The organism is Curtobacterium sp. MCSS17_015 (assembly GCF_003234265.2).
Lineage (GTDB): Bacteria > Actinomycetota > Actinomycetes > Actinomycetales > Microbacteriaceae > Curtobacterium.
This window is the reverse complement of sequence record NZ_CP126256.1, coordinates 1229439-1254753: the sequence shown is the minus strand read 5'-3', so window position 1 is coordinate 1254753 and position 25315 is coordinate 1229439. Positions and strand designations below refer to the sequence as shown.

At 72.4% G+C, this 25315-nt stretch carries 21 protein-coding genes; 6 read left to right on the top strand and 15 right to left on the bottom strand.

Annotated features, from left to right (window positions below):
* Nucleotides 1-29: 29 nt before the first annotated feature.
* A complete protein-coding gene (locus DEJ18_RS05890) occupies nucleotides 30-386 on the bottom strand; it encodes an Rv2175c family DNA-binding protein (protein ID WP_258371037.1) in 357 nt (118 codons plus the stop codon).
* A 238-nt stretch (nucleotides 387-624) separates the two neighbouring features.
* Between DEJ18_RS05890 and DEJ18_RS05885 the strand changes: the two genes are divergently transcribed.
* Both DEJ18_RS05885 and pknB read left to right on the top strand, forming a co-directional pair.
* On the top strand, nucleotides 625-1866 hold the full coding sequence (locus tag DEJ18_RS05885; protein ID WP_258371038.1) for a LysM peptidoglycan-binding domain-containing protein: 1242 nt from the start codon (nucleotides 625-627) through the stop codon (nucleotides 1864-1866).
* 113 nt (nucleotides 1867-1979) lie between these two features.
* Nucleotides 1980-4022 carry a Stk1 family PASTA domain-containing Ser/Thr kinase gene (gene pknB, locus DEJ18_RS05880; RefSeq protein WP_111210427.1) on the top strand — a complete coding sequence of 681 codons (2043 nt, stop codon included), beginning with the start codon at nucleotides 1980-1982 and terminating at the stop codon, nucleotides 4020-4022.
* 91 nt (nucleotides 4023-4113) lie between these two features.
* Here pknB and DEJ18_RS05875 read toward each other — a convergent pair whose 3' ends face one another.
* The 3 genes from DEJ18_RS05875 to DEJ18_RS05865 all read right to left on the bottom strand — a co-directional run bounded on the left by DEJ18_RS05875 (nucleotide 4114) and on the right by DEJ18_RS05865 (nucleotide 7282).
* The gene (locus tag DEJ18_RS05875) at nucleotides 4114-5457 is read right to left on the bottom strand and encodes a class II 3-deoxy-7-phosphoheptulonate synthase (protein WP_111210428.1); all 1344 of its coding nucleotides are present in this window, start codon (nucleotides 5455-5457) and stop codon (nucleotides 4114-4116) included.
* Between the two features lie 117 nt (nucleotides 5458-5574).
* Nucleotides 5575-6300 (bottom strand): lysophospholipid acyltransferase family protein, encoded by a 726-nt coding sequence (locus tag DEJ18_RS05870; RefSeq protein ID WP_110889603.1) that lies wholly within the window; start codon nucleotides 6298-6300, stop codon nucleotides 5575-5577.
* Nucleotides 6301-6328: 28 nt separating this feature from the next.
* Entirely contained in the window at nucleotides 6329-7282 is a 954-nt protein-coding gene (locus DEJ18_RS05865; protein WP_111210429.1) for an ROK family glucokinase, read from the bottom strand.
* Nucleotides 7283-7423: 141 nt separating this feature from the next.
* Between DEJ18_RS05865 and DEJ18_RS05860 the strand changes: the two genes are divergently transcribed.
* Nucleotides 7424-9310 carry an AMP-dependent synthetase/ligase gene (locus DEJ18_RS05860; RefSeq protein ID WP_502866259.1) on the top strand — a complete coding sequence of 629 codons (1887 nt, stop codon included), beginning with the start codon at nucleotides 7424-7426 and terminating at the stop codon, nucleotides 9308-9310.
* 105 nt (nucleotides 9311-9415) lie between these two features.
* On the opposite strand, the gene DEJ18_RS05855 is transcribed toward DEJ18_RS05860, so the two are convergent.
* The 4 genes from DEJ18_RS05855 to DEJ18_RS05840 all read right to left on the bottom strand — a co-directional run bounded on the left by DEJ18_RS05855 (nucleotide 9416) and on the right by DEJ18_RS05840 (nucleotide 16024).
* Nucleotides 9416-9547 (bottom strand): hypothetical protein, encoded by a 132-nt coding sequence (locus tag DEJ18_RS05855; RefSeq protein ID WP_258371039.1) that lies wholly within the window; start codon nucleotides 9545-9547, stop codon nucleotides 9416-9418.
* Between the two features lie 158 nt (nucleotides 9548-9705).
* Nucleotides 9706-11928 (bottom strand): hypothetical protein, encoded by a 2223-nt coding sequence (locus tag DEJ18_RS05850; protein ID WP_146241540.1) that lies wholly within the window; start codon nucleotides 11926-11928, stop codon nucleotides 9706-9708.
* Between the two features lie 189 nt (nucleotides 11929-12117).
* Complete coding sequence (locus tag DEJ18_RS05845) at nucleotides 12118-12612, bottom strand: peptide deformylase (protein ID WP_111210339.1); 495 nt, start codon at nucleotides 12610-12612, stop codon at nucleotides 12118-12120.
* A 1-nt stretch (nucleotide 12613) separates the two neighbouring features.
* On the bottom strand, nucleotides 12614-16024 hold the full coding sequence (locus DEJ18_RS05840; protein ID WP_111210340.1) for a pyruvate carboxylase: 3411 nt from the start codon (nucleotides 16022-16024) through the stop codon (nucleotides 12614-12616).
* A gap of 60 nt (nucleotides 16025-16084) precedes the next feature.
* Here DEJ18_RS05840 and DEJ18_RS05835 point away from each other — a divergent pair, with 60 nt between their 5' ends.
* On the top strand, nucleotides 16085-16903 hold the full coding sequence (locus DEJ18_RS05835; protein WP_111080436.1) for a ParA family protein: 819 nt from the start codon (nucleotides 16085-16087) through the stop codon (nucleotides 16901-16903).
* Nucleotides 16904-17160: 257 nt separating this feature from the next.
* On the opposite strand, the gene DEJ18_RS05830 is transcribed toward DEJ18_RS05835, so the two are convergent.
* The 5 genes from DEJ18_RS05830 to DEJ18_RS05810 all read right to left on the bottom strand — a co-directional run bounded on the left by DEJ18_RS05830 (nucleotide 17161) and on the right by DEJ18_RS05810 (nucleotide 21563).
* The gene (locus DEJ18_RS05830) at nucleotides 17161-17721 is read right to left on the bottom strand and encodes a MerR family transcriptional regulator (RefSeq protein WP_110825505.1); all 561 of its coding nucleotides are present in this window, start codon (nucleotides 17719-17721) and stop codon (nucleotides 17161-17163) included.
* A 184-nt stretch (nucleotides 17722-17905) separates the two neighbouring features.
* Entirely contained in the window at nucleotides 17906-18610 is a 705-nt protein-coding gene (ftsR, locus tag DEJ18_RS05825; RefSeq protein ID WP_111210430.1) for a transcriptional regulator FtsR, read from the bottom strand.
* Complete coding sequence (locus DEJ18_RS05820; protein WP_111080364.1) at nucleotides 18610-19086, bottom strand: FHA domain-containing protein; 477 nt, start codon at nucleotides 19084-19086, stop codon at nucleotides 18610-18612. Before DEJ18_RS05820 ends, ftsR begins: the two co-directional genes overlap by 1 nt.
* 411 nt (nucleotides 19087-19497) lie before the next feature.
* Complete coding sequence (locus tag DEJ18_RS05815; protein ID WP_181434173.1) at nucleotides 19498-20532, bottom strand: FecCD family ABC transporter permease; 1035 nt, start codon at nucleotides 20530-20532, stop codon at nucleotides 19498-19500.
* On the bottom strand, nucleotides 20529-21563 hold the full coding sequence (locus DEJ18_RS05810; RefSeq protein WP_111210341.1) for a FecCD family ABC transporter permease: 1035 nt from the start codon (nucleotides 21561-21563) through the stop codon (nucleotides 20529-20531). Before DEJ18_RS05810 ends, DEJ18_RS05815 begins: the two co-directional genes overlap by 4 nt.
* A gap of 175 nt (nucleotides 21564-21738) precedes the next feature.
* Between DEJ18_RS05810 and DEJ18_RS05805 the strand changes: the two genes are divergently transcribed.
* Complete coding sequence (locus DEJ18_RS05805) at nucleotides 21739-23253, top strand: trypsin-like peptidase domain-containing protein (RefSeq protein WP_111210342.1); 1515 nt, start codon at nucleotides 21739-21741, stop codon at nucleotides 23251-23253.
* Between the two features lie 68 nt (nucleotides 23254-23321).
* Here the strand turns inward: DEJ18_RS05805 and DEJ18_RS05800 are convergent, their stop codons facing one another.
* Together DEJ18_RS05800 and DEJ18_RS05795 are read right to left on the bottom strand one after the other, a co-directional pair.
* Entirely contained in the window at nucleotides 23322-24494 is a 1173-nt protein-coding gene (locus DEJ18_RS05800) for a hypothetical protein (RefSeq protein ID WP_111210343.1), read from the bottom strand.
* Between the two features lie 73 nt (nucleotides 24495-24567).
* Nucleotides 24568-24864 carry a ferrous iron transport protein A gene (locus DEJ18_RS05795; RefSeq protein WP_111210344.1) on the bottom strand — a complete coding sequence of 99 codons (297 nt, stop codon included), beginning with the start codon at nucleotides 24862-24864 and terminating at the stop codon, nucleotides 24568-24570.
* Nucleotides 24865-24951: 87 nt separating this feature from the next.
* On the opposite strand from DEJ18_RS05795, the gene DEJ18_RS05790 reads away from it, so the two are divergent.
* Nucleotides 24952-25314, top strand: coding sequence for an RNA-binding S4 domain-containing protein (locus DEJ18_RS05790; protein ID WP_111080368.1), 363 nt, complete (start codon nucleotides 24952-24954; stop codon nucleotides 25312-25314).
* Nucleotide 25315: the final 1 nt, after the last annotated feature.

Genomic DNA, 25315 nt, shown 5'->3' with positions numbered 1-25315 from the left:
GCGCCGACAGCAGCGACTGCGCGCTGTGCCTACAGCAGCGACTGCGCCACGCGGCGCACTTCCGCCTTGCGTCCGGCGCGGAGCGCGGCGATGGGCGTCGTGCCCATGGAGTCGTCGACGGTGAGCATCCAGCGGACGGCCTCGTCGTCGGTGAAACCGTTGTCACCGAGCACGATGAGGGTCCCGCGGAGTTCGGGCAGCGGTTCGTCGTCCTCGAGGAACTCGACCGGCACGCGGAGCACGCCGTCGACGCGGGCGGGCAGCAGGGTGCGCTGCTCGAACAGACGGTGGACTCGGCCGGGGCTCACCCCCAGCAGGTCGACCAGGTCGGGCACGGTCAACCAACGTTCGGACAGGGCGTCGTCTCCGGGAAGGGTGGCACTCACGAGGTCCATCGTGCCAGAGGCGGACGGGCGCGCACAGCACCGGGCTGCCTCGAGGACCACCGTGGCCTGCGCCAGGACGACCACTGATGTCCCATCAGTCACACCCACAACATCCGACTCTCTGGTTGACTTGGGATTCACAGCATGTCAGCGTGTGGTCACCTGTGCGTGCCGTGCGTGCGCGCACGGCCGCCAGACCCACCCCGTGCCGACGACGTGCGGAGACAGGAGAACGACCGTGGACAGGGACACGACCGCAGACGAGGCGGCTCGCCGCATCCGCTCGGCGCGCTTCGCGACGATGCCGATCGTCCTGGCCGGCACGATCGCCGTGACCGCCGGGCTCACCGGACCGATCGCGCACGCCGACCAGCGCCACGACGACCAGGCCGGCGGGCGTCACGTGGACGAGGACCGGAACGTCGGGTCGCGCCCGGTGTTCGGGACCGCCGTGGCTCGGCCCTCGACGCCGGTCGCCACCACCGTCGCCGCGACGCGCACCGCCACCCCCACCACGTACACGGTGCAGCAGGGCGACACCGTCTCCGGCATCGCGGCCCGGTACGGCCTCTCCGCACAGGAGATCCTCGTCCGCAACGGCCTCGGCTGGAACACGATCATCCACGCCGGTCAGACGCTGCGCCTCGCCTCGACCCCGGTCGGCGCGGCGGTGTCGACGACCGCCAGCACGGCGAGCTACCACGTCAAGCAGGGCGACACGGTGTCCGGCATCGCCGCGAAGGTCGGCGTCCCGACCGCTGCACTCCTCACCGCGAACGACCTGTCCCAGCGCAGCGTCATCTACCCCGGGCAGAGCCTCAAGGTCCCCGCGGGCACGGCCAGCACCCCGAAGACGTCGACCACCGCAGGACCGGCGGTCGCGTCCCCCGGCGCTCCGACCACGTCCGCCGCGGTCTCGCGCGGCGGCTCGGTCACCATCGGCAACGGTGACACCATCGCCTCGGTCGCGACGACGCACGGGGTGTCCGTCGCGTCGCTCCTCGCCGCGAACGGCCTGACCTACACGAGCACGATCTACGCCGGCGGCACCCTGGTCCTGCCGACGAGCGGCCCGTCCCTGACGAGCGAGCAGCGCACGAACGCCGCGACGATCGTCCGCGTCGGACGTTCCCTCGGCGTGTCCGACCGCGGGCTCGTCATCGCGCTGGCGACCGCCATGCAGGAGTCGAGCCTGCGCAACCTCGCGCACGGCGACCGCGACTCCGTCGGGCTCTTCCAGCAGCGGCCGAGCCAGGGCTGGGGGACGCCCGGGCAGCTCCAGGACACCGCCTACGCCACCGAGCTGTTCTTCGGCGGGTCGCGGAACCCGAACGCCGGTGTCACCCGGGGGCTCCTCGACATCCCCGGATGGTCGTCGATGAGCGTCACCGAGGCCGCGCAGGCCGTACAGCTGTCGGCCTACCCGAAGGCGTACGCCCAGTGGGAGCAGTCGGCCACCACCTGGTTGCGCTCGCTCTGAGCCGACTCCACCGGGTCTGACCGCGTCGCCCGGGTCATCCCTCCGGTCGAGATCGTGTAACGACCGGAGCGCCGGTGCAGCCGTCCGCCGCGCCGCTTCGTAGAATGCCGCAGATGACCACGAACGCCGCCACGGACCCGATGATCGGTCGCATGATCGATCAGCGGTACCGCGTGCGCTCCCGCATCGCGCGTGGGGGCATGGCGACGGTGTACCTCGCCACCGACGTGCGTCTCGAGCGCCGCGTCGCGGTCAAGATCATGCACGGCCACCTCGCCGACGACCAGGCCTTCCGGGAGCGCTTCATCCAGGAGGCCCGTTCGGCCGCCCGGCTCTCGCACCCGAACCTCGTGGGCGTCTACGACCAGGGCGCCGAGGACGACTGCGTGTACATCGTCATGGAGTACATCCCGGGCATCACGCTCCGCGACCTCCTGCAGGAGCACCGGGCGCTCACCCCGGAGCAGGCGACCGACATCCTGCGTGCCGTGCTCGCCGGTCTGGCCTCCGCGCACCGCGCCGGGATCGTGCACCGCGACCTCAAGCCCGAGAACGTGCTGCTCGCCGACGACGGCCGGATCAAGCTCGGCGACTTCGGACTCGCCCGTGCCACCACCGCCAACACGGCCACCGGTGCGGCGCTGCTCGGCACCATCGCCTACCTCTCCCCCGAACTCGTCACCCGCGGGGCAGCCGACTCGCGCAGCGACATCTACGCGCTCGGCATCATGCTCTACGAGATGCTCACCGGCGAACAGCCCTACAAGGGCGAACAGCCGATGCAGATCGCCTACCAGCACGCGAACGACACCGTCCCCGCGCCCAGTGCCGCGCTGCCCGGTGTCCCGTCCGAACTCGACGACCTCGTCGCCTGGGCCACCGCCAGGGACCCCCGCGACCGCCCCCGCGACGCCCGCGAGATGCTCGACCACATGGCCGTCGCGCAGCAGCGCGCGACCGGGCAGTACCGCACGGCCGTGCTACGCCCCGAGAACGCGACCGCGATCCTCCCGTCCGGTGGCAGCGCCGGGGCCGTGGCGTTCGGCGACGACGACGTCGAGGACGCGAGCGAGCACGACACCACCGTCCTCGACCGCCGCGGCACGCAGGAGACCCCGCCACGCCGCCCGGGTGGCCGTTCCGCTCCGGGGCCCCGACGGACCGGCGCGGTCGCCGCGACGCTCTCCCCGGCCGGGCAGCGCCTCGCCGACAAGTCCGCCAAGCGGCGCAAGCGCGGCTGGATCGCCCTCGTCGTCGTCGTCGTCCTCGCGCTCGTCGGCGCCGGGATCGCCGCTTGGTACGGGCCGGGCCCCGGCGGCAACGTCCGGATCCCCGCCGTCGCCGGCAAGACCGTGCAGCAGGTCCGGCAGGTGCTCGCCTCCAACGGCCTGCAGGCCGCCGCCGCGACCCGGAGCGAGCCGGACCGGACCATCGAGGCCGGCCTGGTCACCGCGACGCAGCCGCCGGCCGACCGGACGGTGCGCAAGGGCACCGCGATCCGCATCGTCGTCTCGAGCGGACCGCGGATGATCGCCCTGCCCGCGATCGTCGGCCAGTCGGTCACCACCGCGCAGGCGGCGCTCGACGACGACTTCGACCTGCAGGACGTCCGGTACCAGTTCTCGGCTGACGTCGGCGCCGACACGGTGATCGCGGCGACCGGACGTGGTGACGACGGTCCGGTGGACCTCACCACCGTGGAGCGGTACCCCGAGGGGGCCCCCGTGGCACTCACCGTGTCACTCGGGGCCGTTCCGGACGTCACCGGGAAGACCGTCGACGACGCCAGGGCCACGCTCGAGGGCGTCGGCCTGGCACTGGGCGCCCAGGCACGGCAGTTCAGCGACACGGTGCCCGCTGGTCAGGTCATCTCGGCCACCCCCGCCGCCGACCCCGCCGTGGAGGGCACCGCCGTCGACGTCGTCGTCTCGGACGGGCCGGTCCCGATCGCCCTGCCGGACGTCCGCGGGGCGACCATCGACGAGGCGCGGGCGACCCTCGAGGCGAGCGGCCTCGAGGTGACCTACCCCGACTGCACCAACATCCTCTGTGGCTTCTACGACTGGGAGAGCAAGCTCCCCGTGCGGTCCACCGACCCCGCCCCCGGGACGACGGTGCACAAGGGTGACACCGTCACCCTCACCTACCAGCAGTAGGCGCAGCCCGGCCCGGACGGACGGGAGGCCCGACACCGGTCCCGGTGTCGGGCCTCCCGTCCGTCCGGGACCTGCGTCCGCAGGACGGCTGTCAGCGGGCGACGGAGGGGTGCGCGCGGAGCTCCTCGGCCACCAGGAAGGCGAGTTCGAGGGACTGCATGTGGTTGAGCCGCGGGTCGCAGAGCGACTCGTAGCGGGTGGCCAGGGTCGCCTCGTCGATGTGCTCGGAACCGCCCAGGCACTCCGTCACGTCGTCGCCCGTGAGCTCGACGTGCATGCCGCCCGGGTACGTGCCGACCGCGCGGTGCACCTCGAAGAACCCGAGGACCTCGTCCACGACGTCGTCGAACCGGCGGGTCTTGTACCCGTTCGGCGTGGTGAGGCCGTTGCCGTGCATCGGGTCCGTCACCCAGAGCGGGTTCGCGTCCATGCCCTTGACCGCCTCGAGCAGCTTCGGCAGCTCGTCGCGGATCTTGCCGGCACCCATGCGGGTGATGAACGTCAGACGGCCCGGTTCGCGCTCCGGGTCGAGCTTCTCGATGAGTGCTTCCATGTCGGCGACCGTGGTGGTCGGACCGAGCTTGACGCCGATCGGGTTCCGGACGCGCGACAGGAAGTCGACGTGCGCTCCGTCGAGGTCGCGGGTGCGCTCCCCGATCCAGATGAAGTGACCGGACGTGTCGTACGCCTGGCCGGAGCGCGAGTCGATGCGGGTCATCGGGCGCTCGTAGTCCATGAGCAGGCCCTCGTGCGAGGCGTAGAACTCGACGTGCTTGAGGGCCTCGAAGTCCGCGCCGCAGGCCGCCATGAACTGGATCGCACGGTCGATCTCGGCCGCGAGGTTCTCGTAGCGCGCGTTCGCCGGGTTGGCGGCGAAGCCCTTGTTCCACGAGTGCACCTGGCGCAGGTCCGCGAACCCGCCCTGCGTGAAGGCGCGGACGAGGTTCAGCGTCGACGCGGCCGTGTGGTAGCCCTGCACCAGGCGACGGGGGTCAGCCTGTCGGGACTCCGGGGTGAAGTCGTAGCCGTTGACGATGTCGCCACGGTACGCCGGCAGGGTCACGTCCCCGCGCGTCTCGAAGTCGCTCGAACGCGGCTTGGCGAACTGTCCCGCCATCCGGCCCATCTTGATGACCGGCGTCGACGCACCGTAGGTCAGCACGACGGCCATCTGCAGGATCGTCTTCACCCGGTCACGGATGGAGTCGGCGGTCGCCCCGGCGAAGGTCTCGGCGCAGTCGCCGCCCTGCAGCAGGAACGCCTTGCCCTGGGCGGCGGCGGCCAGACGGTCGCGCAACTGGTCGACCTCACCCGCGAACACGAGCGGCGGCAGCGTGGCGATCTCGGCGGAGGCGGCCTCGGCAGCGGTGGGGTCCGGCCACGTCGGCTGCTGCTTGATCGGGAGCGTGCGCCAGTGGTCGAGGCCCTCGATCACGTCCGGATCCTGCAGGGTGAGGGAGTCGATCGACTCGGACAAGGCTGCACCTCGGTGTTCTGGTCGCACGCGGCCGTCACGCGGACGGCGCCCCGGCGGTTGCGGGACTGTCCGAGCCTACCGTCCGGGGGTGACCCGACGCTCCCGCATGACGGTCTCGCGTGCGGTCGTCGCGCGCTCCTTGACGCTCGTCGCGTAGACGTCCTCGTACTCCTGCCGGCTCAGGCCGCGGAGCTCGTGCATGATCTCGTCCGTGACGCTCCGGAGGATGAACCGGTCGGTCTCGAGCCCCTCGAAGCGCGAGAAGTCCAGCGGCTTGCCGAAGACGACGCCCACCCGCTTGAACTTCGGGAACTTCTGGCCGATCTGCTGGACCTCGCGGGTGCCGACCATGGCGACGGGCACGACGACGACGCGACCCTCGAGCACCATCCGGGCGATGCCGGTCCGGCCGCGGTACAGCTTGCCGTCCGGGCTGCGGGTGCCCTCGGGGTAGATGCCGAGCTGCTCGCCGCGGGCCAGGACCTGCAGCCCGGTGCGGAGCGACGCCTCGGACGCCTTGCCGCCGGAGCGGTCGATGGGCAGCTGACCGATGGCGTTGAAGAACGTCTTCGTCGCCCAGCCCTTGAGCCCGCGTCCGGTGAAGTAGTCGCTCTTGGCGAGGAACGACATCCGCCGGTCGAGCACGGCGGGCAGGATCACCGAGTCGATGAACGACACGTGGTTCGAGGCGAAGATGACCGGGCCGGAGCGGGGGACGTTCTCGCGTCCGATCACCCACGGTCGGAACAGCGTCAGGATGAGCGGGCCGAGCACGAAGTTCTTCAGCAGCCAGTAGAGCATCGTCGACTCCGTCGGGTGGGGGTGCGGGTCAGGCCGTGCGGGCGTGGATGCGGGCGAGGTCGGCGGCTCCGACCACGCCGGCGTCGTTGACGAGCTCGGCGATGACGAAGTCGGGCTCCGGGTGGTATCCACGCGCCGGCAGGTTGTTGAGGTACGCCTGCTTGATCGGTTCGAGCAGCCGGTCCCCCGCGCTCGCGACCCCGCCACCGAAGACGAACAGCTGCGGGTCGAGCACCGCGGACAGCGACGCACACGCCTCGCCCAGGTGCCGACCGAGGCGGCGGAGTGCCGCGAGGGCGCCAGGGTCGTCGGCGAGGATGAGGTCCCCGACGACCGCGCCGTCGAGGTGCCCGCCGTTCGCGTCACGGGCCTCGGCCAACGCCACGCCGATGCCGCCGGCGTCCGCGACGTCGTTCGCCATCCGCTGCAGCGCGCGACCGGAGCCGTACTGCTCGATGCAGCCGCGGGCGCCGCACCCGCACGGCAGGCCGTTCGGGACGATGCGCAGGTGGCCGATCTCGCCGCCGGTGCCGAACCCGCCCCGGAACAGGCGGTCCTCGGTGACGATCGCGCCACCGACCCCGGTGCCGATGGTGAGCATGGTCATGTCCGACACCAGACGGCCGGCGCCGAATCGGAACTCGGCCCAGCCGGCGGCGTTCGCGTCGTTGTCGACCGTGATGTGCAGGTCGCCCAGGCGCTCCTGCAGCTTCTGGCGGAGCGGCTCGTTCCGCCACCGGATGTTCGGCGTGTAGTAGACGATCGACTGCGAGGCGTCGATGAAGCCCGGCGCCGCGACCCCCACCGCACCGACCTGGTGCTGGAGTCTGAGGCGCTCGACCATCGACACGACGTCGTCGAGCATGGCGATCGGGTCCGCAGCGTTCGTGGCGACGCGGTCCTCGGCGAGGATCTCGCCGAGCTCCGTGACGACCGCTCCCGCGATCTTGGTGCCCCCGATGTCGATTCCGATGGCATGCACGAACACGGAGCCTACCGGGTCGACGCGTCCGCACCGAACGGTCGGACGCTCACCGAACTCGGGAGGAGTCGTCCTATGCTGAGTGTGAGCCGACTCGACGATGAGCGGACTCACATCGAACCGGCCGACGAGGGAGTTGCCGTGACCGATCAGCGTGCCGACCGCACCACGTCCACCAGCAGGGGCGGGACACCCGCCGAACACGACACCGGCCCGGTCGCTCCCGACCACGGCTCGGCGGCGCGCCTGCTCTCCGACCGGGCGCGGCTCACCCCGGACCGCCCGATCCTCGCCGAGCGCACCGGTGACACCTGGACCGGCATCAGCGCCGCCGACGTCCTGGCTCGCGTCCGTGGCATCGCGAAGGGCTTCGTGGCCGCGGGCCTGCAACCGGGCGCCCACGTCGCGATCCTGTCGCGGACCCGGATGGAGTGGACGCTCGTCGACTTCGCGGTCTGGACCGCGGGGTTGGTGTCCGTCCCGGTGTACGAGACGAGCGCGCCCGACCAGATCCGGCACATCCTGTCCGACTCCGAGTCCGTCGCGATCGTGGTGGAGAAGGAGGAGCACGCTCGTCGTGTCGCGGGCATCGCCCCCGACCTGCCGCACCTCGGCCAGCACTGGACGATCGACGGCGGCGGCCTCGACGACCTGACACGGCTCGGCGAGGACGTCAGCGACGCGGAACTGGACGGTCGGACCGCCACGGTCTCGGGCCGTGACGACGCGACGATCATCTACACCTCGGGCACGACCGGTCGGCCGAAGGGCTGTGTGCTCCGGCACGACAACTTCACCGCCACGGTCGAGAACTCCACCGAGGCGATGTCCGAGGTCGTCTCCGGCGATGCGTCCACGCTCCTCTTCATCCCGATGGCCCACGTCTTCGCCCGGTTCATCGCGGCGATGTCCGTCTCGGCCGGGGTGCTCGTCGGGCACGAACCGGACACGAAGGACCTGCTCAAGGCGGTGTCGACCTTCAAGCCGACCTTCCTGCTCGCCGTCCCCCGGGTGTTCGAGAAGATCTACAACTCGTCGGAGCAGAAGGCCGACCTCGGCGGCAAGGGCCGGGTCTTCCGTGCCGCCGCCGCCACCGCCGTCGCGCACTCCGAGGCCGTCGCCGCCGGTCGTGTGCCGTTCGGACTCGCGCTGCGCTTCCGGCTCTTCGACAAGCTCGTGTACGCGAAGCTCCGGGACGCGCTCGGCGGCCGGGTCCGCTACGCGATCAGCGGGTCCGCGCCGCTCTCTCCCCGGCTGTCGCACTTCTTCCGGTCCATCGGCGTGCACATCCTCGAGGGGTACGGGCTCACCGAGACGACCGCCCCGGCGACCGTGAACCGTGCCACCGAGCTCCGGATCGGCACCGTCGGCCGGGCCCTCCCCGGCGTCGAGGTCCGGATCGCCGACGACCAGGAGATCCTCATCCGTGGCGTCGACGTCTTCGACCGCTACTGGCAGAACCCGGAGGCGACCGCCGCCGCGTTCCGGGACGGCTGGTTCCGTACGGGCGACCTCGGCCGGCTCGACCCGGACGGCGTCCTCACGGTGACCGGGCGGGCGAAGGAGCTCATCGTCACGGCGAGCGGCAAGAACGTCGCGCCGGCCCCGCTCGAGGACGCCATCCGCGAGCACCCGCTGGTCGCCCAGGTCGTCGTGGTCGGCGAGGGCAAGCCCTTCGTCGCCGCGCTCGTCACGCTCGACCGCGAGATGCTCCCCGGCTGGTGCGAGGCCCGCGGCATCACGCCCGCGCTGACCCCTGGCCAGGCCGCCCGTGACGACCGCGTGCAGCAGGCGGTCCAGGAGGCGGTGGACGCCGCGAACGGACGCGTGTCCCGCGCCGAGTCGATCCGGTCATTCTCGGTCGTGGACGTGGAGCTGACGGAGGGCTCGGGTCACCTCACGCCGAAGCTCACCGTCAAGCGGTCGGTCGTGCTCCGCGACTTCGCCGCCGACATCGAGCACATCTACTCGGGCTCTGCGGTGCAGACCACGTCGACGCCGGTCGTGCCGTCGCGGCGTCGGCACTGACCGCCGCGTCCGCAGGACCCCGCAACCGCCTGGAGGCCCGTCACCTGTCCATGAGACGGGTGACGGGCCTCCAGTGCGTCGCCTGGCGGCGACAGGCCGGACGGATCAGGCCTGCGGGACCTCGGGAGCGTCGATCGGGTCGAGGACCGCGGTCGCGGCGGTGCTCGTCGAGACCTGCTCGGGGCGGCGGTTGGTGCGGGTGCGGTGCGAGCTGAGCTCGTCGTTCTGGGGTGCCATCGTGCTCGTCCTGGGTGAGTGGGGACCGCCGGCGGGTGACCGACTGGGCAACACGGTACCTCGCGATCAGGACAGCGCGACAATCCCGCGTCCGGGTGTCACGGACCGTCCCCCACGGGCGTCCCCCGCCCCGGTCACCGGGGGTGCCGGAGCGCGCGTCAGCGGACGGTGACGGACCGACACCCGAGCAGCGGGTTGGTCGTCCCGGCACCGACGTTGATGCCGTACGTGCAGAGCTCGTGGGTGCCCTTCGACAGGGCGATCGTGCGTGCGTACCCGGAGTTCGCCGGCGCTGCCGGGTGCGCTCGGACCACGTCCGGACGTGCCACCGAGGTCGACACCCGGCCGAGGTGCCGCGACCCCGAGGTGCGGTCGTAGAAGGCGACGGAGAGCGGATCGCGCGTGTCGGGGTCGTACGCCCAGCCCGTGACGGTGACGCCGCCGCTGCCCACGGTCGCGGTGTCGAGGCGGCCGACCGGGTCGTGTGACCGGTCCACGCCCACCGTCACCTGCCGGCAGGCGCCCAGCAGGGGGTTGGTCGTGCCGGGACCGGTGTTGAGGCCGTAGGCGCAGATCTTGTGCGAGCCGGCGGAGAGCGGCACGGTGAGCGACCATCCGCTGTTCGCCGGGGCAGCCGGACGCGCACGCCGGACGTCGCTCCGGGCGATCGACGTCGTGACCGTGCCGAGGGAGCGGGAGCCCGAGGTGCGGTCGTACACCCGGACCTGCACCGCGCTCGCGTCGGGGTCGTAGGCCCACCCGGTCAAGGTGACGCCGCTCGTGGTGCCGGTGCCGCGCTCGAAGTTGCCGATCGGGTCGTGCGACGTCGCCGGGTCCACCGCGGCACCCGCCTTCATCACGACGGGAGCGCTCGCGGTCTCGCTGTCCGAGCTGCCGTCGGGGTGACGCAGCGTCACCTGGACGGCGTACTTGCCGGCTGGCCGTGACCCGAGCCGGAAGGGCACGGTGTTCGACCCCTTCGTCACGGCCACGCCCGATGCGATCCGCTGCCATCCGCCGCTGCCGGTCCTCACCGCGACGTCCGCCGTGCTCCCCGCGACCCAGGCGTTGTCGTGGAACGTCACGTTCGTCGACCCGGTCGCCGCCGGATCGGCGCGCAGGTGCACGGACTTCAGGTGCCACACCGCCTTGCCCGGGTCCTCGTTCGGGTCGAAGCGCAGCCCGGTGATCGTCTGCCCACCCCAGCCGGCCTTCGGCGCGATGGCGTCCTCGTCGAGCGGGTTCTGCGCCGTGAGGTCGACGGTCGTCTCGGCGGCGTTGCCCGACGAGTAGGTGAGGATGTCGTTGCTGATCTGCGGGGTCCCGGTGCCCGAGACGTTCCAGATCGCCCTCGCCATCTTGCCGCCGCCCGCCGAACCGGACAGGTCGAACGGGCCGTCGTAGGTCAGGTCGAACTGCAGGTGGTGGTAGGTGCTGCCGGCGAGCCGGGAGACCGGGAGGTGCACCTGCGGGTCGTTCTGCCGCGGGCCGTTGTTGCGGGCGGTGATGCCACGGCTGTCGCGCGCCAACACCGTCGTGTTCGAGTACCTGACCCGCGACGTGGCCGCGGCCGACGTGAAGTTCCACGGCCGACCGGTCGTGGCGGTCGCGTAGTCCTGCCCCTGCGTCGGGTTCGGGCTGTCGACGACGAGCTGCGGTCGCGGCGTCACCGTGTACCCGCTGTAGGTCCCGGCCGGCATGCCCGCCTGCGGGTGCGTCGCATCCGGTGCGGCGTGCAGGCGCATCCAGTCGATGCTTGCCTGCTTCCCGGTGTTCCCGGAGCCGTTGGCGAGGATCACGGGGTCGACGCGGAAGACCACCTTCTTCGCCGATCGCCACGGCACCTTCGCGAGCAGGTTCGACTTCGCCGTCAGGTCGAAGCTGTACACGTGCGGGCCCTGCACGATGGGGAACGTGAACCCACCGCCGCAGGCCGAGGTCTGCTCACGGCAGGTGAACCAGTAGACCGCGCCGATGTGCTTCGTGAGCGGCTGGTCCATCGAGAAGGTCAGTCGCGAGTACCGCGCGGGGTCCACCGGCTGCCGCGCGCCGTCCCGACCGGTCGCCAGGCTGCCCGAGATGGAGTGCACCATGAACAGGCGGTTGCCGGGTGCGAGGTCGACCTTGAGTGCGCCGCCCGTGACCCGAGCCGGGGTCCCCGAGAAGTCCGTGTTGAAGTCCGAGGAGTTGGTGAAGTCCCAGGCGTCGCCGTGGACGTCGCTGGCGTAGTCCGCGGCCTCGGACTCGCTCGCGGGCGCCGCGGTCGCGCGGCCCGGTGAGCCGACGGTCACGCCGACGGCGAGACCCGCCGCGACCGCGACGGCCGTGGCGACGGCCAACGCTCGTCGTGTGGCGCGCGAGATGGGAGTGTGGTCGTGCATGTGCTGTCCCCTGCCTGGTCATCCGGTGCCCTGTGGACGGGGCAACGGTACGCAGACGGCCCGGCCGCGCCGAGCCCCCGTTCCGGGCGCGGCACGTCGGGAGTGCACGAGGCCGTCGACCGGAGCCTACGACGCCCAGGGCGGCAACGGAAGCGTGACGATCCGCGGCGCGCAGTGGTCGGTCGAGCCCTAGTGGAACCAGTCCTGCGCGCGGATGTCGCGGAGCGCCTGACGACGGGTCTCCGGGTCGAGCGTCATCACGTAGACGGTGCCGTCGAGGTGGTCGCACTCGTGCTGCAGTGCCTCCGCCATCAGGCCGGTGCCCTCGAGCACGACCTCGGCGCCGTCGACGTCGACACCGCGCACCTTCGCGTACGGGAACCGCTTCGTGGGGTACGCCAGGCCGGGCACCGACAGGCACCCCTCGTCCATGAGCTCGGGCTCGCCAGCGGTCTCGACGAGTTCCGGGTTGAGGACGTACCCGACCTCGCCGTCGACGTTGTACGAGAAGGCCCGGAGCCCGACGCCGATCTGTGGCGCCGCGACGCCGGCACGACCGGGTTCCTTGACGGTGTCGATGAGGTCCTGCACGAGCTCGCGGACTCCGTCGGACCCGATGCGGACCGGGTCGGCGGGCGAACGGAGGACGGGGTCGCCGAACAGGCGGATGGGACGGACGGTCACGTTACTGCAGCACCACCAGGAGGTCGCCGGCGTCCACCTGCTGGGTCACCGGGATCGCGAGACGGCCGACGGTCCCCGCGACGGGAGCCGTGATGGCCGCTTCCATCTTCATCGCCTCGATGCTCGCCACGGCCTGACCGGCCTCGACGACGTCACCGACGGCGACCTTGAGCGTCACGACCCCGGAGAACGGGGCTGCGACGTGCTTCGGGTCGGACCGGTCCGCCTTCTCGGCGGCCTTGGTCTCGACGACGACCGACCGGTCACGCACGGCCACCGGCCGCAGCTGCCCGTTCATGGTGGCCATCACGGTCCGGATGCCCCGGGCGTCGACCTCGCCGATCGCCTCGAGCCCGACGAGCAGGTTCACGCCCTTGCCGAGCGGCACCACGTGCTCCTCCCCCTGGCGCAGGCCGTAGAGGTAGTCGACGGTCGGGACCACCGACAGGTCGCCGAACTCGTCGCGGACCTGCTGGAACTGCCGGGTCGGCTGCTCGAACAGCAGCCGGTTGAGGGCCTGCTGGCGGACGGTGCCCGGAGTACCGAGGGCTGCTCGCTCGTGCTCCGGGACCGGGGTGACCTCGATCCGGATGTCCCGCCCGGCCAGGACCTTCGACCGGAACGGCTCCGGCCACCCGCCCGGCAGGTCGCCGAGTTCGCCCGCCATGAAGCCGATCACCGAGTCCGGCACGTCGTACTTCTCCGGGTGTTGCTCGAAGTCGGCAGGGTCGGCGTCGACCGCGGCGAGCTGGAGCGCGAGGTCGCCGACGACCTTCGACGACGGCGTGACCTTCGTCGGACGGCCGAGGATCCGGTTCGCCTCGGCGTACCAGTCCTCGACCTGCTCGAACCGGTCGCCGAGCCCGAGGGCGATGGCCTGCTGTCGGAGGTTCGACAACTGTCCGCCCGGGATCTCGTGCTTGTACACGCGGCCGGTCGGCCCGGCGAGCCCGGACTCGAACGGGGCGTAGGCGCGGCGGACCGCTTCCCAGTAGGGCTCGAGGTCCCCGACGGCACCGAGGTCGATGCCGGTGTCGCGTTCGGTGTGGGCCAGTGCGGCGACGAGGGCCGACATGCTCGGCTGGCTGGTCGTCCCGGCCATCGGTGCCGCGGCGACGTCGACGGCGTCCGCACCGGCACGGGAGGCCGCGAGGAGCGTCGCGAGCTGACCACCGGCGGTGTCGTGCGTGTGCACGTGGACGGGCTGGTCGAAGCGCTCGCGCAGCGCGCCGACGAGCTTCTCCGCAGCACCCGCGCGGAGGAGCCCCGCCATGTCCTTGATCCCGATGACGTGCGCGCCCGCCTCGACCATCTGCTCCGCGAGTCGCAGGTAGTAGTCGAGCGTGTACAGGTCCTCGGCCGGGTCGAGGAGGTCGCCCGTGTAGCAGAGCGCCGCTTCCGCGACCGCCGTGCCGGTGGCGAGCACGGCCTCCAGGGCGGGACGCAGCTGACCGACGTCGTTCAGCGCGTCGAAGACCCGGAACACGTCGACGCCGGTGGCGGCGGCCTCGGCGACGAACGCGTCCGTCACCTCGGTCGGGTACGGCGTGTAGCCGACGGTGTTGCGACCGCGCAGCAGCATCTGGATCGGGATGTTCGGCATCGCCTGACGCAGCGCGGTCAGGCGCTCCCAGGGGTCCTCGCCGAGGAACCGGAGCGCGACGTCGTAGGTCGCACCGCCCCAGGCCTCGACGCTGAGCAGCTGCGGGGTGAGCCGCGCGACGTGCGGGGCGACCGCGACGAGGTCCTTCGTGCGGACCCGGGTGGCGAGCAACGACTGGTGTGCGTCCCGCATCGTCGTCTCGGTCACCGCGAGGGCGGTCTGCGCGCGGAGCGCCTCGGACCACGCGGCCGGACCGACGCGCAGCAGCAGGTCGCGCTGTCCCTCCGGCACCGGTGCCGCGAGGTCCGTGGTCGGCAGCTTCAGCGCCGGGTCGACCACGTGCGCGGCGGGTGAGCCGTTGGGCTTGTTGACGGTGACGTCGGCGAGCCAGTTGAGGACCTTCGTGCCGCGGTCCTTCGACACGTGGCCGTCGAACAGCTGCGGACGCTCGGCGATGAACGCGGTCGAGACGTCACCGCGGGCGAAGTCCGGGTCCTCGAGGACGGCCTGCAGGAACGGGATGTTCGTGCTGACGCCGCGGATCCGGAACTCGGCGAGGGCACGGCGCGCCCGCGCGACCGCGGCGGGGAAGTCCCGACCGCGGCACGTCATCTTCGCGAGCATCGAGTCGAAGTGCGGGCTGATCTGGGCGCCGGTGGCCACGGTGCCGCCGTCGAGGCGGACACCGGCGCCGCCCGGACTGCGGTAGGTCGTGATCCGGCCGGTGTCCGGGCGGAAGCCCTGCGTCGGGTCCTCGGTCGTGATGCGGGTCTGCAGCGCCGCGCCGTGCACCGAGACGGTGTCCTGGGTCAGGCCGAGCTCGGCGAGCGTCGCTCCGGCGGCGATGCGCATCTGCGACTGCACGAGGTCGACGTCGGTCACCTCTTCGGTGACGGTGTGCTCGACCTGGATGCGGGGGTTCATCTCGATGAAGACGTGCTGCCCCGCTCGTTCCCCCACCGTGTCGAGGAGGAACTCCACGGTGCCGGCGTTGACGTACCCGATCGACCGCGCGAAGGCCACGGCGTCGCGGTGGAGCGCCGCCGCGATCGACGGGTCGAGGTCGGGCGCCGGGGCGATCTCGACGACCTTCTGGTTGCGGCGCTGCACGGAGCAGTCCCGCTCGAACAGGTGGATCGTGCCGGTCTCGCTGCCCGTGGCGTCGGCCAGGATCTGCACCTCGATGTGCCGCGGACGCAGGACCGCCTGCTCGAGGAACATCGTCGGGTCGCCGAACGCGCTGTCGGCTTCGCGCATCGCTTCCTCGAGGGCCGGACGGAGCTCCGCGGGCGTCTCCACCCGGCGCATGCCGCGACCGCCACCACCGGCGACCGCCTTCGCGAACACCGGGAAGCCGATCGCCTCGGCCCCGGCGACGAGTTCGTCGACGTCGCGGCTGGCCGGCGTGCTCGCCAGGACCGGGACTCCGGCGGCGATCGCGTGCTCCTTCGCGGTGACCTTGTTGCCGGCCATCTCGAGCACGTGCTCGCCCGGGCCGATGAACGTGATGCCCGCGGCCGCGGCCGCAGCGGCGAGCTCCGGGTTCTCGGACAGGAAGCCGTAGCCCGGGTAGATCGCGTCGGCACCCGACTCGCGCGCGACCCGGATGATCTCGGAGACGTCCAGGTAGGCCCGGACCGGATGCCCGCGCTCCCCGATGAGGTACGCCTCGTCGGCCTTCAACCGGTGCAGGGAGTTGCGGTCCTCGTACGGGTAGACGGCCACGGTGCGGGCACCGAGCTCGTACGCCGCACGGAATGCTCGGATGGCGATCTCGCCACGGTTGGCGACCAGGATCTTGTCGAACACGAGGTCCCTTTCAGCCCGGGTTGAGGTGTCACAACCCTACTGGCGGTAACGTTGCTCATCGTGCATGTACTCAGCGTGAGCTCCCTCAAGGGCGGTGTCGGCAAGACGACCGTGACACTCGGCCTGACCTCGGCAGCGTTCGCCAAGGGTCTGCGCACCCTGGTGGTGGACCTCGATCCGCAGTCGGACGTCTCGACGGGCCTCGACATCGACCTGACCGGGCACCTCAACGTGGCCGACGTCCTCGAGAACCCGAAGGAGAAGATCGTCCGTCAGGCGATCGCCCCGTCCGGGTGGACGAAGGGGTCCCAGGGCAAGATCGACGTGATGGTCGGCTCCCCCTCGGCCATCAACTTCGACGGGCCGCACCCGTCGATCCGCGACATCTGGAAGCTGGAGGAGGCGCTGGCGAACGTCGAGGCCGACTACGACCTCGTCCTCATCGACTGCGCTCCCTCGCTGAACGCGCTGACCCGCACCGCCTGGGCTGCCTCTGACCGGGTCTCGGTCGTCACTGAGCCCGGCCTGTTCTCCGTCGCCGCCGCCGACCGCGCCCTCCGTGCGATCGAGGAGATCCGTCGCGGACTCTCGCCGCGCCTCCAGCCGCTCGGCATCATCGTGAACCGCGCGCGGGTGCAGTCCCTCGAGCACCAGTTCCGCATCAAGGAACTGCGCGACATGTTCGGCCCGCTCGTGCTCTCCCCGCAGCTGCCCGAGCGCACCTCGCTCCAGCAGGCGCAGGGTGCTGCGAAGCCGCTGCACGTGTGGCCGGGTGAGTCGGCGCAGGAGATGGCGCGGAACTTCGACCAGCTGCTCGAGCGGATCATGCGCACGGGCAAGATCGGGCCGTACGCCGACGGCGCGGGCGCGATCGCCTGACGCGGGTTCGTCATCCGGAGGGTCGCCCGCGGGCGGCCCATCGTCGTTCCCGGTGCGGTGCTGCCACTGCTGGGGCTCGAGTCTGAGCCCCTGCGGCTCACCGCATGCGGTACGTCACGGTTCCACGACGTGCCGCATGCGGTCGTCGCGGTTCCAGAAGTCCGGCATCTCGGACGCCGAGATGCCGCGATCCCGGAACCTGGAGCTGGCTGGCGGCCCGGGAGGCGCCGAGCGGCCGCGTCAGGACGCCGGCGGCGTCAGGAGGCGCGCGTCGCGCGGCGCGCCGCGAGTTCGTCGCTCGGGTCCTCCGCCGGGGTGGCGTCGAGCTCGACCAGCGAGGACTCGACCTCGCGCAGGACCTTGCCGACCGCGATGCCGAACACGCCCTGGCCGCGGGACACCAGGTCGATGACCTCGTCGTCCGAGGTGCACAGGTAGACCGAGGCGCCGTCCGACATGAGGGTGGTCTGCGCCAGGTCGCTCACGCCGGCTTCGCGGAGCTGGTTCACGGCGGTGCGGATCTGCTGCAGGGAGATGCCGGTGTCGAGCAGGCGCTTGACGAGCTTGAGCACGAGGATGTCGCGGAAGCCGTAGAGCCGCTGCGACCCGGATCCGGCAGCGCCGCGGATGGTGGGCTGGACGAGCTCGGTGCGGGCCCAGTAGTCGAGCTGGCGGTAGCTGATGCCGGCTGCCTTCGCGGCGACGGTGCCGCGGTAGCCGTTCTGCTCGTCGTGCTCGGGCAGGCCGTCGGTGAACAGCAGCCCGAGGTCGTACCGCGTCATGTCAGACGGGGTACCGGGGACATCGTTCCCACTCATCAGCTTGCCTTCCACGACGATCGAGCTCCCACCCGAAGCTTCAACAGCGGGTTGAGAGTTGTTCCGAGGTCCACGGTAGCGAGTCGGGCGGCGTGGAGGCGGGACATCCGCTCCGGCGCGTCCGGCGTGTCGAGGATATGCCCCGGCACCGACCCACGTCGAGGGTCGACGACGCCCTGAGCGCTCACGAGTCGAGCCGACCGATGGCCGCTCGGATGAGTGACGAACGGATGACCTCGAGGTGTCCGGCGATCTCCCGGGCGAGTTCGAGCGCCTTCGCACGCGAGGTGGCGTCACCCCGGCGAGACACCGGCATGAGCGCGGACTCGATGAGTCCGACCTCGCGCTCGGCGGTGGCACGGAAGGTCCGGAGGTGTCGCGGCTCGATCCCGGAGCGCTGCAGCTCGACGAGGGCCTTGAGGACGCCGACGGACTCCTCGCCGTAGGTGTCCGCCGCCGGGATGAGCGATGACGACACCGCGTCCCCCACCAGCATCGGGGACGCACCCGCCGCACGCTGGAGTTCGTCCCGCGAGTACCGACGCTCGCGCCCGAGCATCGACGGACGGGGGACGTCCCCACCACCCGGCAGGGCCGGCTCGCGCCCCGCGTCGAGGTCGGCGAGGTACTCCTTGATGACCTTGAGCGGCAGGTAGTGGTCCCGCTGCAGGCCGAGGACGATGCGCAGCCGGTCGACGTCGGCGGGCGAGAACTTCCGGTAGCCGCTCTGTGTCCGGACGGGCGTGACGAGCTCACGCTCCTCGAGGAACCGGAGCTTCGAGCTCGACAGATCCGGGAAGTCCGGCTTCAGTCGTGCCAGCACCTGACCGATCGTGAGCAGGTCCGGCGCCGGCGACACCGCCCGCGCCGCAGCGGAGCGGGGGGCCACTACGCGTTCGCCAGGCGCGCCAGGTCGACCCGGGAAGCGTAGAACGTCAGGCGGAACTTGCCCACCTGGACTTCGGACCCGTCGACGAGCAGTGCTTCGTCGATGCGCACACCGTCGAAGTACGTCCCGTTGAGGGACCCGAGGTCCTTCACGCTGAACGACGTCCCGCGGCGGACGAAGTCGGCGTGCTTGCGTGAGACCGTGACGTCGTCGAGGAAGATGTCGGCGTCCGGGTGTCGACCGGCCGTCGTGACGTCCGAGTCGAGGAGGAAACGCGCTCCGACGTTGGGACCGCGTCGGACGACGAGCAGCGCCGACCCCGACGGCAGCGCCGAGATCGCGTCGCGTTCTTCCGCAGAGACTCCGGCCTCGGGCGTGAGCGCCGCGGCGTTCTCCATGCTGAAGGTCAGCGTGGTGTCGACCAGCCGCTGCTCCGGGGTTCGTCGTCCCGGCTGCGGGACCACTGGATCTGGCATCGTGGACCTCCTCCTCTTGGTCGTCCAGCGTATCGGAAACCGGCGGGTCGGCGAGAGCCCCGTCCACAGGGGACACGGGAGGCTCCCCACCGACCGGTGGGGAGCCTCCCGTCCGGAGCCTGCCGGACCCGTCCACGCAGGTGTGCAACCGGATCCAGGGCGAGCCGTCCGGGTCGCTGGTCGACGCCTCGGGGCTGTCGCCGGTGTTCCACCACTCCGCCTGGTACGGCGTGCCGTCGAACAGCACCCGGTCGCCTGTGCCGGACCGGCGAGTCCGACCGGGGGCTGCGCCCCGCCTGGAGGCCCGGTCCACGCAGGTCGAGCGCGTCCCGGACCGCATCCGCTCGGCTTCCCAGCACGCGCGGGCTATCCGGGTCGGCTCCGGCCGGTCAGCGTCCCGGTGGCACCCGGTCAGCGTCCGCGCGCGAGGAGCCAGAGCAGGTACGGCGCGCCGACCACCCCGGTGACGACCCCGACGGGCAGGGTCACACCGGGCAGTGCGAACTGCGCGACGAGGTCGGACCCCAGCGTCACGACCGCACCGACCGCGGCCGCCGGGCCGAGGGCGGTGCGTCCCCCGCCGACGAGCCTCCTGGCGATCGGGGCGGCCATGAGCGCGACGAACGACACCGGCCCGGCGGTGGCGACGGCCCCCGCGGTGAGGAGCACGGCGGTGAGGAGCAGCAGCACCTTGGCGCGGTCCGGCCGGAGCCCGAGCGAGGCCGCGACCTCGTCCCCGAGCGACAGCACGCCGAGGCGCGGCGCCTGCAGGAGTGCGAGCGCCATGAGCACGACGAAGCCGACGAGCAGCGCCCCGACGACGACACGGTCGACCGCGTTGAGACTGCCGGAGAGCCACAGCAGCGCGGTCCCCGCCTGCTGCACGCTGCCACTGGTGAGGAGCCACCCGGTGATGCTCAGCGAGACCGCGCCGACACCGACGCCGACGAGGACGACGCGGTTGCCGGTGATCCCCCGGCGCCAGGCGAGCGCGGCGATGAGCACCGCGACCGTGACGGCGCCGACGAGCACCACGCCGAAGAGGGCGACTCCGGATGCGCCGAACAGCACGATCGCGACCAGTCCCGAGGCGCTCGCCCCGGCCGTGATGCCGATGATGTCCGGGCTCGCGATCGGGTTCCGGACGACGCTCTGCACGATGGCACCGGCCGTGCCGAGACTCGCGCCGACGAGCAGTGCGGCGAGGACCCGTGGGCCGCGCAGCTGCCCGAGCACGAAGTCCGACACCGCGTCGCCGCGTCCGAGGAGGGCGCCGAGGACCTGTCCGGGGGACAGCGGGATGTCGCCGACGCCGAGGCCGACGAGCACGAGGCCGAGCAGCACGACGAGGGCGCCGGCGAGCACGAGGACCTCACGGCGGGCGGCACCACGGCGGGGGACGTCGCCGGTCCCCCGGGCGGTGGTCCTGGTCGGTGTCGTGCTCACAGGCCCCGCACCGCCCGGGACCGGACCAGGGCGATGAAGACCGGCGCGCCGATCAGCGCCGTGACGATGCCGACCTGCAGCTCCCCCGGGTACGCCACGACACGGCCGATGACGTCGGCGACGAGCAGCAGCGCGGGCGCGACCACGGCGGACAGGAGGATCGTCCAGCGGTGGTCGGGCCCCGACAGCCGACGGACGGCGTGCGGGACGGCCAGTCCGACGAAGGCGATCGGCCCGGCGGCCGCGACGGCCGACCCGGCGAGCAGCACCGTGACGACCGCCCCGACCGCGCGGACGAGCACCACGCGCTGACCGAGCGAGGCGGCGAGTTCGTCGCCGAGCGCGAGGGTGTTCAGCGAGCGCCCGAGCCCGACCGCGACGACGAGCCCGAGGACGACCGGAGCGACGACCACGCCGGCCGTGCCGAGGTCCCCGCCGGCGAGCGCACCGACCTGCCAGAATCGCAGCTGGTCGAGGAGCGACGCGTTCGTGACGAGCACCGCGGTCGTGATCGAGGACAGGGCGGCGGCGGTGACCGCCCCGGAGAGCGCGAGGCCGACCGGGGTGAGACCGCCGCGGGCGACCGCGGCGATGCCGTACACGAGCAGGGCGGCGAGGGCGGCCCCGGCGAACGCGAACGGCAGGTAGGCGGCGGTCCCGCTCACACCGAACACGGCAATCCCGACGACGACGGCCAGGGCGGCTCCCGCGTTGACACCGAGGATGCTCGGGTCGGCCAGCGGGTTGCGGGTGATCCCCTGCATCACCGCGCCGGCGACGCCGAGTGCGGCACCGGCGAGGAGGCCGACGACGGTGCGCGGTACGCGGTTGCCGACGACGATGAGACCGACCTCGTCGTCACGCCGCGGGTGGGCGAGCGTGTCGAGGACGACTCCGAGTGGGATCGGCCGGGACCCGACGGCGATGCTCAGGGCACAGGCGACGGCCAGCACGACGACCGCGAGGACGACGGCCAGCACGAGCCGGGACACGGGAGCGGGCGCGGGACGCACGACGGTTCGGGAACGCATGGGAGGTGCGGCGAGCCTAACCGATCACGCACGCAGCACGGGGGGGCCGCGTTCGGCGGCTCCCGAGGGTGTGCACGGCCAGGCCACGGTTCGTTCATGGGTTGGTCATCGGAAGCGGACCTGTACTGGTCTCCATCGACGGCCGACCGGGCCGTGAGGACGACCGGAGAGCACCATGAACGAGACCCCGAACCGAGCCGCGGACGACGCCGGGCAGCCCCGTGACGAGCAGCACGGGACGGCGTGGGAGTCGCCGCACGCGGACCCGGCGACCCTCCGTCCCGCCCACGCCTTCGACGGCTCGGGTCCGTACCTGTTCGGCCCGGACGGTTCCGGCCCGTACGCCTACTCCCCCGACGGTCGCGGCCCCTACCGGGTCGGCAGCGCGGCCCTCGGGGTCGCCACCGCACCGGAGGGGTGGACGGGGGCCTTCGGCGCTGTTCCCGGTGCCGCTCGTGGGACGGGTCGACGACCGCGTCGTCTCGGGCTCGTGATCGGGTCGGGCATCGCCGCCCTCGCGATCGTCGGGGCCGCCGGCGGCACCGCACTCGGCCTGTCGTCCCCACACACCACGACGACGTCGAGCCAGTCGCAGGGCACCACGACCGTCCCCGGCACCGGCTCGGGGTCGGCCGGGGACGGCAGCGGCACCGACGGCTTCACGGTCCCCGGACCGGGCGGGACGAGCGGCGGGACGGGCACCGACGGCGGCACGGGCACCGACGGCGGCACGGGCACCGGCGGCAGCGGCGGCACCTCGCAGTCGGCCGCGACGGCGGCCACCGCGGCGCAGACGGAGGGCGTCGTGACGATCGACACCGTGATCGGCTACGACGACTCCCAGCGGGCCGCCGGTACCGGCATGGTGCTCACCTCGGACGGCACGGTGCTCACGAACAACCACGTCATCCAGGGCGCCACCGCCATCGAGGTGACGGACGAGACGACCGGGAAGCAGTACACGGCCGACGTGGTGGGGGCCGACGCGACGAACGACGTCGCGGTGCTGAAGCTGCGGAACGCCTCCGGGCTGTCGACCGTCGCGCTCGACGACGACGGCGGGGTCAGCACCGGCGACGCCGTCACCGACGTCGGCAACGCCGAGGGCACCGGTGACCTCGTCGCCGCCGAGGGCACCGTGACCGCGACGGACCAGGACATCCAGGTGCAGAGCGAGTCCGGTACCGGCACCGAGTCGCTGACCGGGCTCATCGAGGTCGCCGCACAGATCGTCTCGGGCGACTCGGGCGGCCCGGTCCTGGACAGCGAGGGCGAGGTCGTCGGCATGGCGACCGCCGCGTCGTCGGGCTCGGCGGAGGTCACCGGCTACGCGATCCCGATCAGCACGGCGAAGAGCATCGCGGACGAGATCCTGGCGGGCCGGTCCTCGGACACCATCACGATCGGCCTGCCGGCGTTCCTCGGCGTGCAGGTCAGCAGCAGTGCGACCGGCACCACCAGCGGTGTCCCGGTCGCCGGCACCGTCGAGGGTTCCGGCGCCGCCACCGCCGGGCTCGCCGCGGGCGACACGATCACGAGCATCGACGGCACCACGGTCACGAGCCCGGAGCAGCTGACCGCGGCGATCGGGCAGCACGAGGTCGGCGACCGGGTCACCGTCGGCTACACGACGGCCGACGGGACCGCGACGACGGCCACCGTCACCCTGACCGCCGGCCCGGCGCAGTGACCCGGGCCGGCACAGTGTGACCCGGGCCGGGGACGGCCGGGTCGATCGTGGCCGCGGGACGAGCAGCGTCAGCCGAGCACGGCCCGGACGACCGACCGGTAGACGTTCGCGGACGCCTCGGCGGTGAACGCCGTCGCCCCGCCCTCGGAGCGACCGACGCGCGCGAAGCCGATCCCCTCGGCCGACACGACCACGACCGGACGTGTCCGTCCCGGGCGGAGGAGCGCCGACACGGTCCACGGGGCCGCCCAGAAGGCAGCGAGCGTCGGGTCCTCCGCGGCCAGAGCGGCGGGAAGGTCGGGTGCGGACGCGCCACCCGCCAGACGACGGTCCAACAGGTCGCTCGACAGGACGGGTGTGCGGAACGGCCAGGTCCACGTCGGGCGGACCCCGAGCCTCCCGGCCAGCAGCCCGACCACGCGGTCCGCCGGAACGGACGCGACGACCGACCGGCCGTCGGCCCCCGTGTCCACGACCGTCCCGGCCCAGGCCTGGAGGCGCGTCACGCGCCCGTCGTCGTCGTGCTGGTCGAGCGTGGTCGGCTGGACGCCCTCGGCCCAGGGGGCGAGGACCGCGGCGGTCTCGGGCGGCACCGTGCCGAAGCGGCCCACGAGGTCGGCCGCGACGAGCTCCCGGCCGCCGTCGGTGCGGAGCAGGGCGGGGTTCCAGCGCCTGCCGGCGAGGTTCTGCAGCGTGGCGACGGCCTCGGCGCCGAGCGACGGACCGGTCAGTGTCGACCCCGAGAGCAGGACCGGCAGCGCCTCGAGGGTGCGGGTCTCGGTGGCGGTGACATGGTCGAGCACCCGGACGGAGTCGAGGACGGCGAACACGCCGTCGTCGGTCGCGGTCATGCGGGCGAGCGGTCGTTCCACCGTGACGTCGACCCGGTGCCGACCCGTCACGAGCAACAGGTGCGCGCCGACGACGTCCCCCGCTTCGTCCGGGCGGACGTACTCGACGAGACGAGCAGGAGCCCCCGCGGTCGTCCAGACGTCACAACCGAGCAGGAGCAGTCCGTCGACCGAGCCCGGCAGTCGTTCCAGCAGCGAGGCGTTCTCGTCCCCGATCGCCCGGTCGCTCGGCCGGGACCGGACGGTGAGGACGACGTCGTCACCGCGCACCCGGAGGTCGGCGCCGGGGGCCTCCTCGGCACGCCAGCCGGTCGGACGGGTGAACCGGACGCGGGCGGTGCGGTCCTCGGTGGTCCCGGCAGCGGCGGCGGGTGGGTCGGGGACGGCCATGTTGCGAGGCTACGTGCGCCCTGGTGGAGAGCGGTCAGCGGCTCGCCGGGACCGGTCGGATCGCGTCGGACGGTCAGCTCGACGGCTCGACCTCCGACCGACGCGCCCGGCGCGGTGGGGGCGGCGGCACGGGCTTCGCGGCGACGACGTCCGAGCGGCGGACGGTGACCGGTCCGCGACGGGTGGCGATCGTCACGGTGTCCGCGGTCCGGTCGGTCAGTTCACCGAGTGCGTCCCGCGCACCGTCACCGTCGTGCGCCCGGACGACGAGCCGGTCGCCGAGCTCCGCCCCGTCGAGTGCGGCGAGTGCCCGCGCGCGGGCGAGCGCCGCCTGGGACGGACCCGTCGTCGGCAGGTCGGGGTCGGTCATGGCTCCGAGGGTACGGGCGCGGACGGGTCGGGTGGGGACGGGACGGACGTCGAGGGGACGCGGGACCGGCGCGGCTAGGGTGGCGGGATGGACAAGGCCCGGGTGGACAGCTGGATCTGGGCGGTCCGGATCACCAAGACCCGGTCCGCGGCGACGACGGCGTGCAAGGCCGGGCACGTCCGCGTCAACGGGGAGCGCGCGAAGCCGTCCCAGCCGGTCGGCCCCGGGGACGAGGTCCGCGTGCGCCAGTCCGGCTTCGACCGGATCGTCGTCGTGAAGAGCATCATCCTCAAGCGGGTCGGTGCGACCGAGGCGGCGAAGCACCTCGAGGACAAGACCCCGCCGCGCCTGCCGCGCGAGGAGGCCGGCTTCGTCCCGATCCGGGAGCGCGGGGCCGGACGGCCGAGCAAGCGGGAGCGCCGCGACCTCGAGAAGCTCCGGGGCTACTGAG

Bases quoted from the DNA above. Each gene is read 5' to 3' on its own strand.
- DEJ18_RS05800 (WP_111210343.1), bottom strand. From the start codon at position 24,494: ATGGCCGTCCCCGACCCACCCGCCGCCGCTGCCGGGACCACCGAGGAC.
- DEJ18_RS05795 (WP_111210344.1), bottom strand. From the start codon at position 24,864: ATGACCGACCCCGACCTGCCGACGACGGGTCCGTCCCAGGCGGCGCTC.
- DEJ18_RS05820 (WP_111080364.1), bottom strand. From the start codon at position 19,086: ATGCCAGATCCAGTGGTCCCGCAGCCGGGACGACGAACCCCGGAGCAG.
- DEJ18_RS05850 (WP_146241540.1), bottom strand. From the start codon at position 11,928: ATGCACGACCACACTCCCATCTCGCGCGCCACACGACGAGCGTTGGCC.
- DEJ18_RS05855 (WP_258371039.1), bottom strand. From the start codon at position 9,547: ATGGCACCCCAGAACGACGAGCTCAGCTCGCACCGCACCCGCACCAAC.
- DEJ18_RS05810 (WP_111210341.1), bottom strand. From the start codon at position 21,563: ATGCGTTCCCGAACCGTCGTGCGTCCCGCGCCCGCTCCCGTGTCCCGG.
- DEJ18_RS05790 (WP_111080368.1), top strand. From the start codon at position 24,952: ATGGACAAGGCCCGGGTGGACAGCTGGATCTGGGCGGTCCGGATCACC.
- DEJ18_RS05805 (WP_111210342.1), top strand. From the start codon at position 21,739: ATGAACGAGACCCCGAACCGAGCCGCGGACGACGCCGGGCAGCCCCGT.
- DEJ18_RS05870 (WP_110889603.1), bottom strand. From the start codon at position 6,300: ATGCTCTACTGGCTGCTGAAGAACTTCGTGCTCGGCCCGCTCATCCTG.
- DEJ18_RS05830 (WP_110825505.1), bottom strand. From the start codon at position 17,721: ATGAGTGGGAACGATGTCCCCGGTACCCCGTCTGACATGACGCGGTAC.
- pknB (WP_111210427.1), top strand. From the start codon at position 1,980: ATGACCACGAACGCCGCCACGGACCCGATGATCGGTCGCATGATCGAT.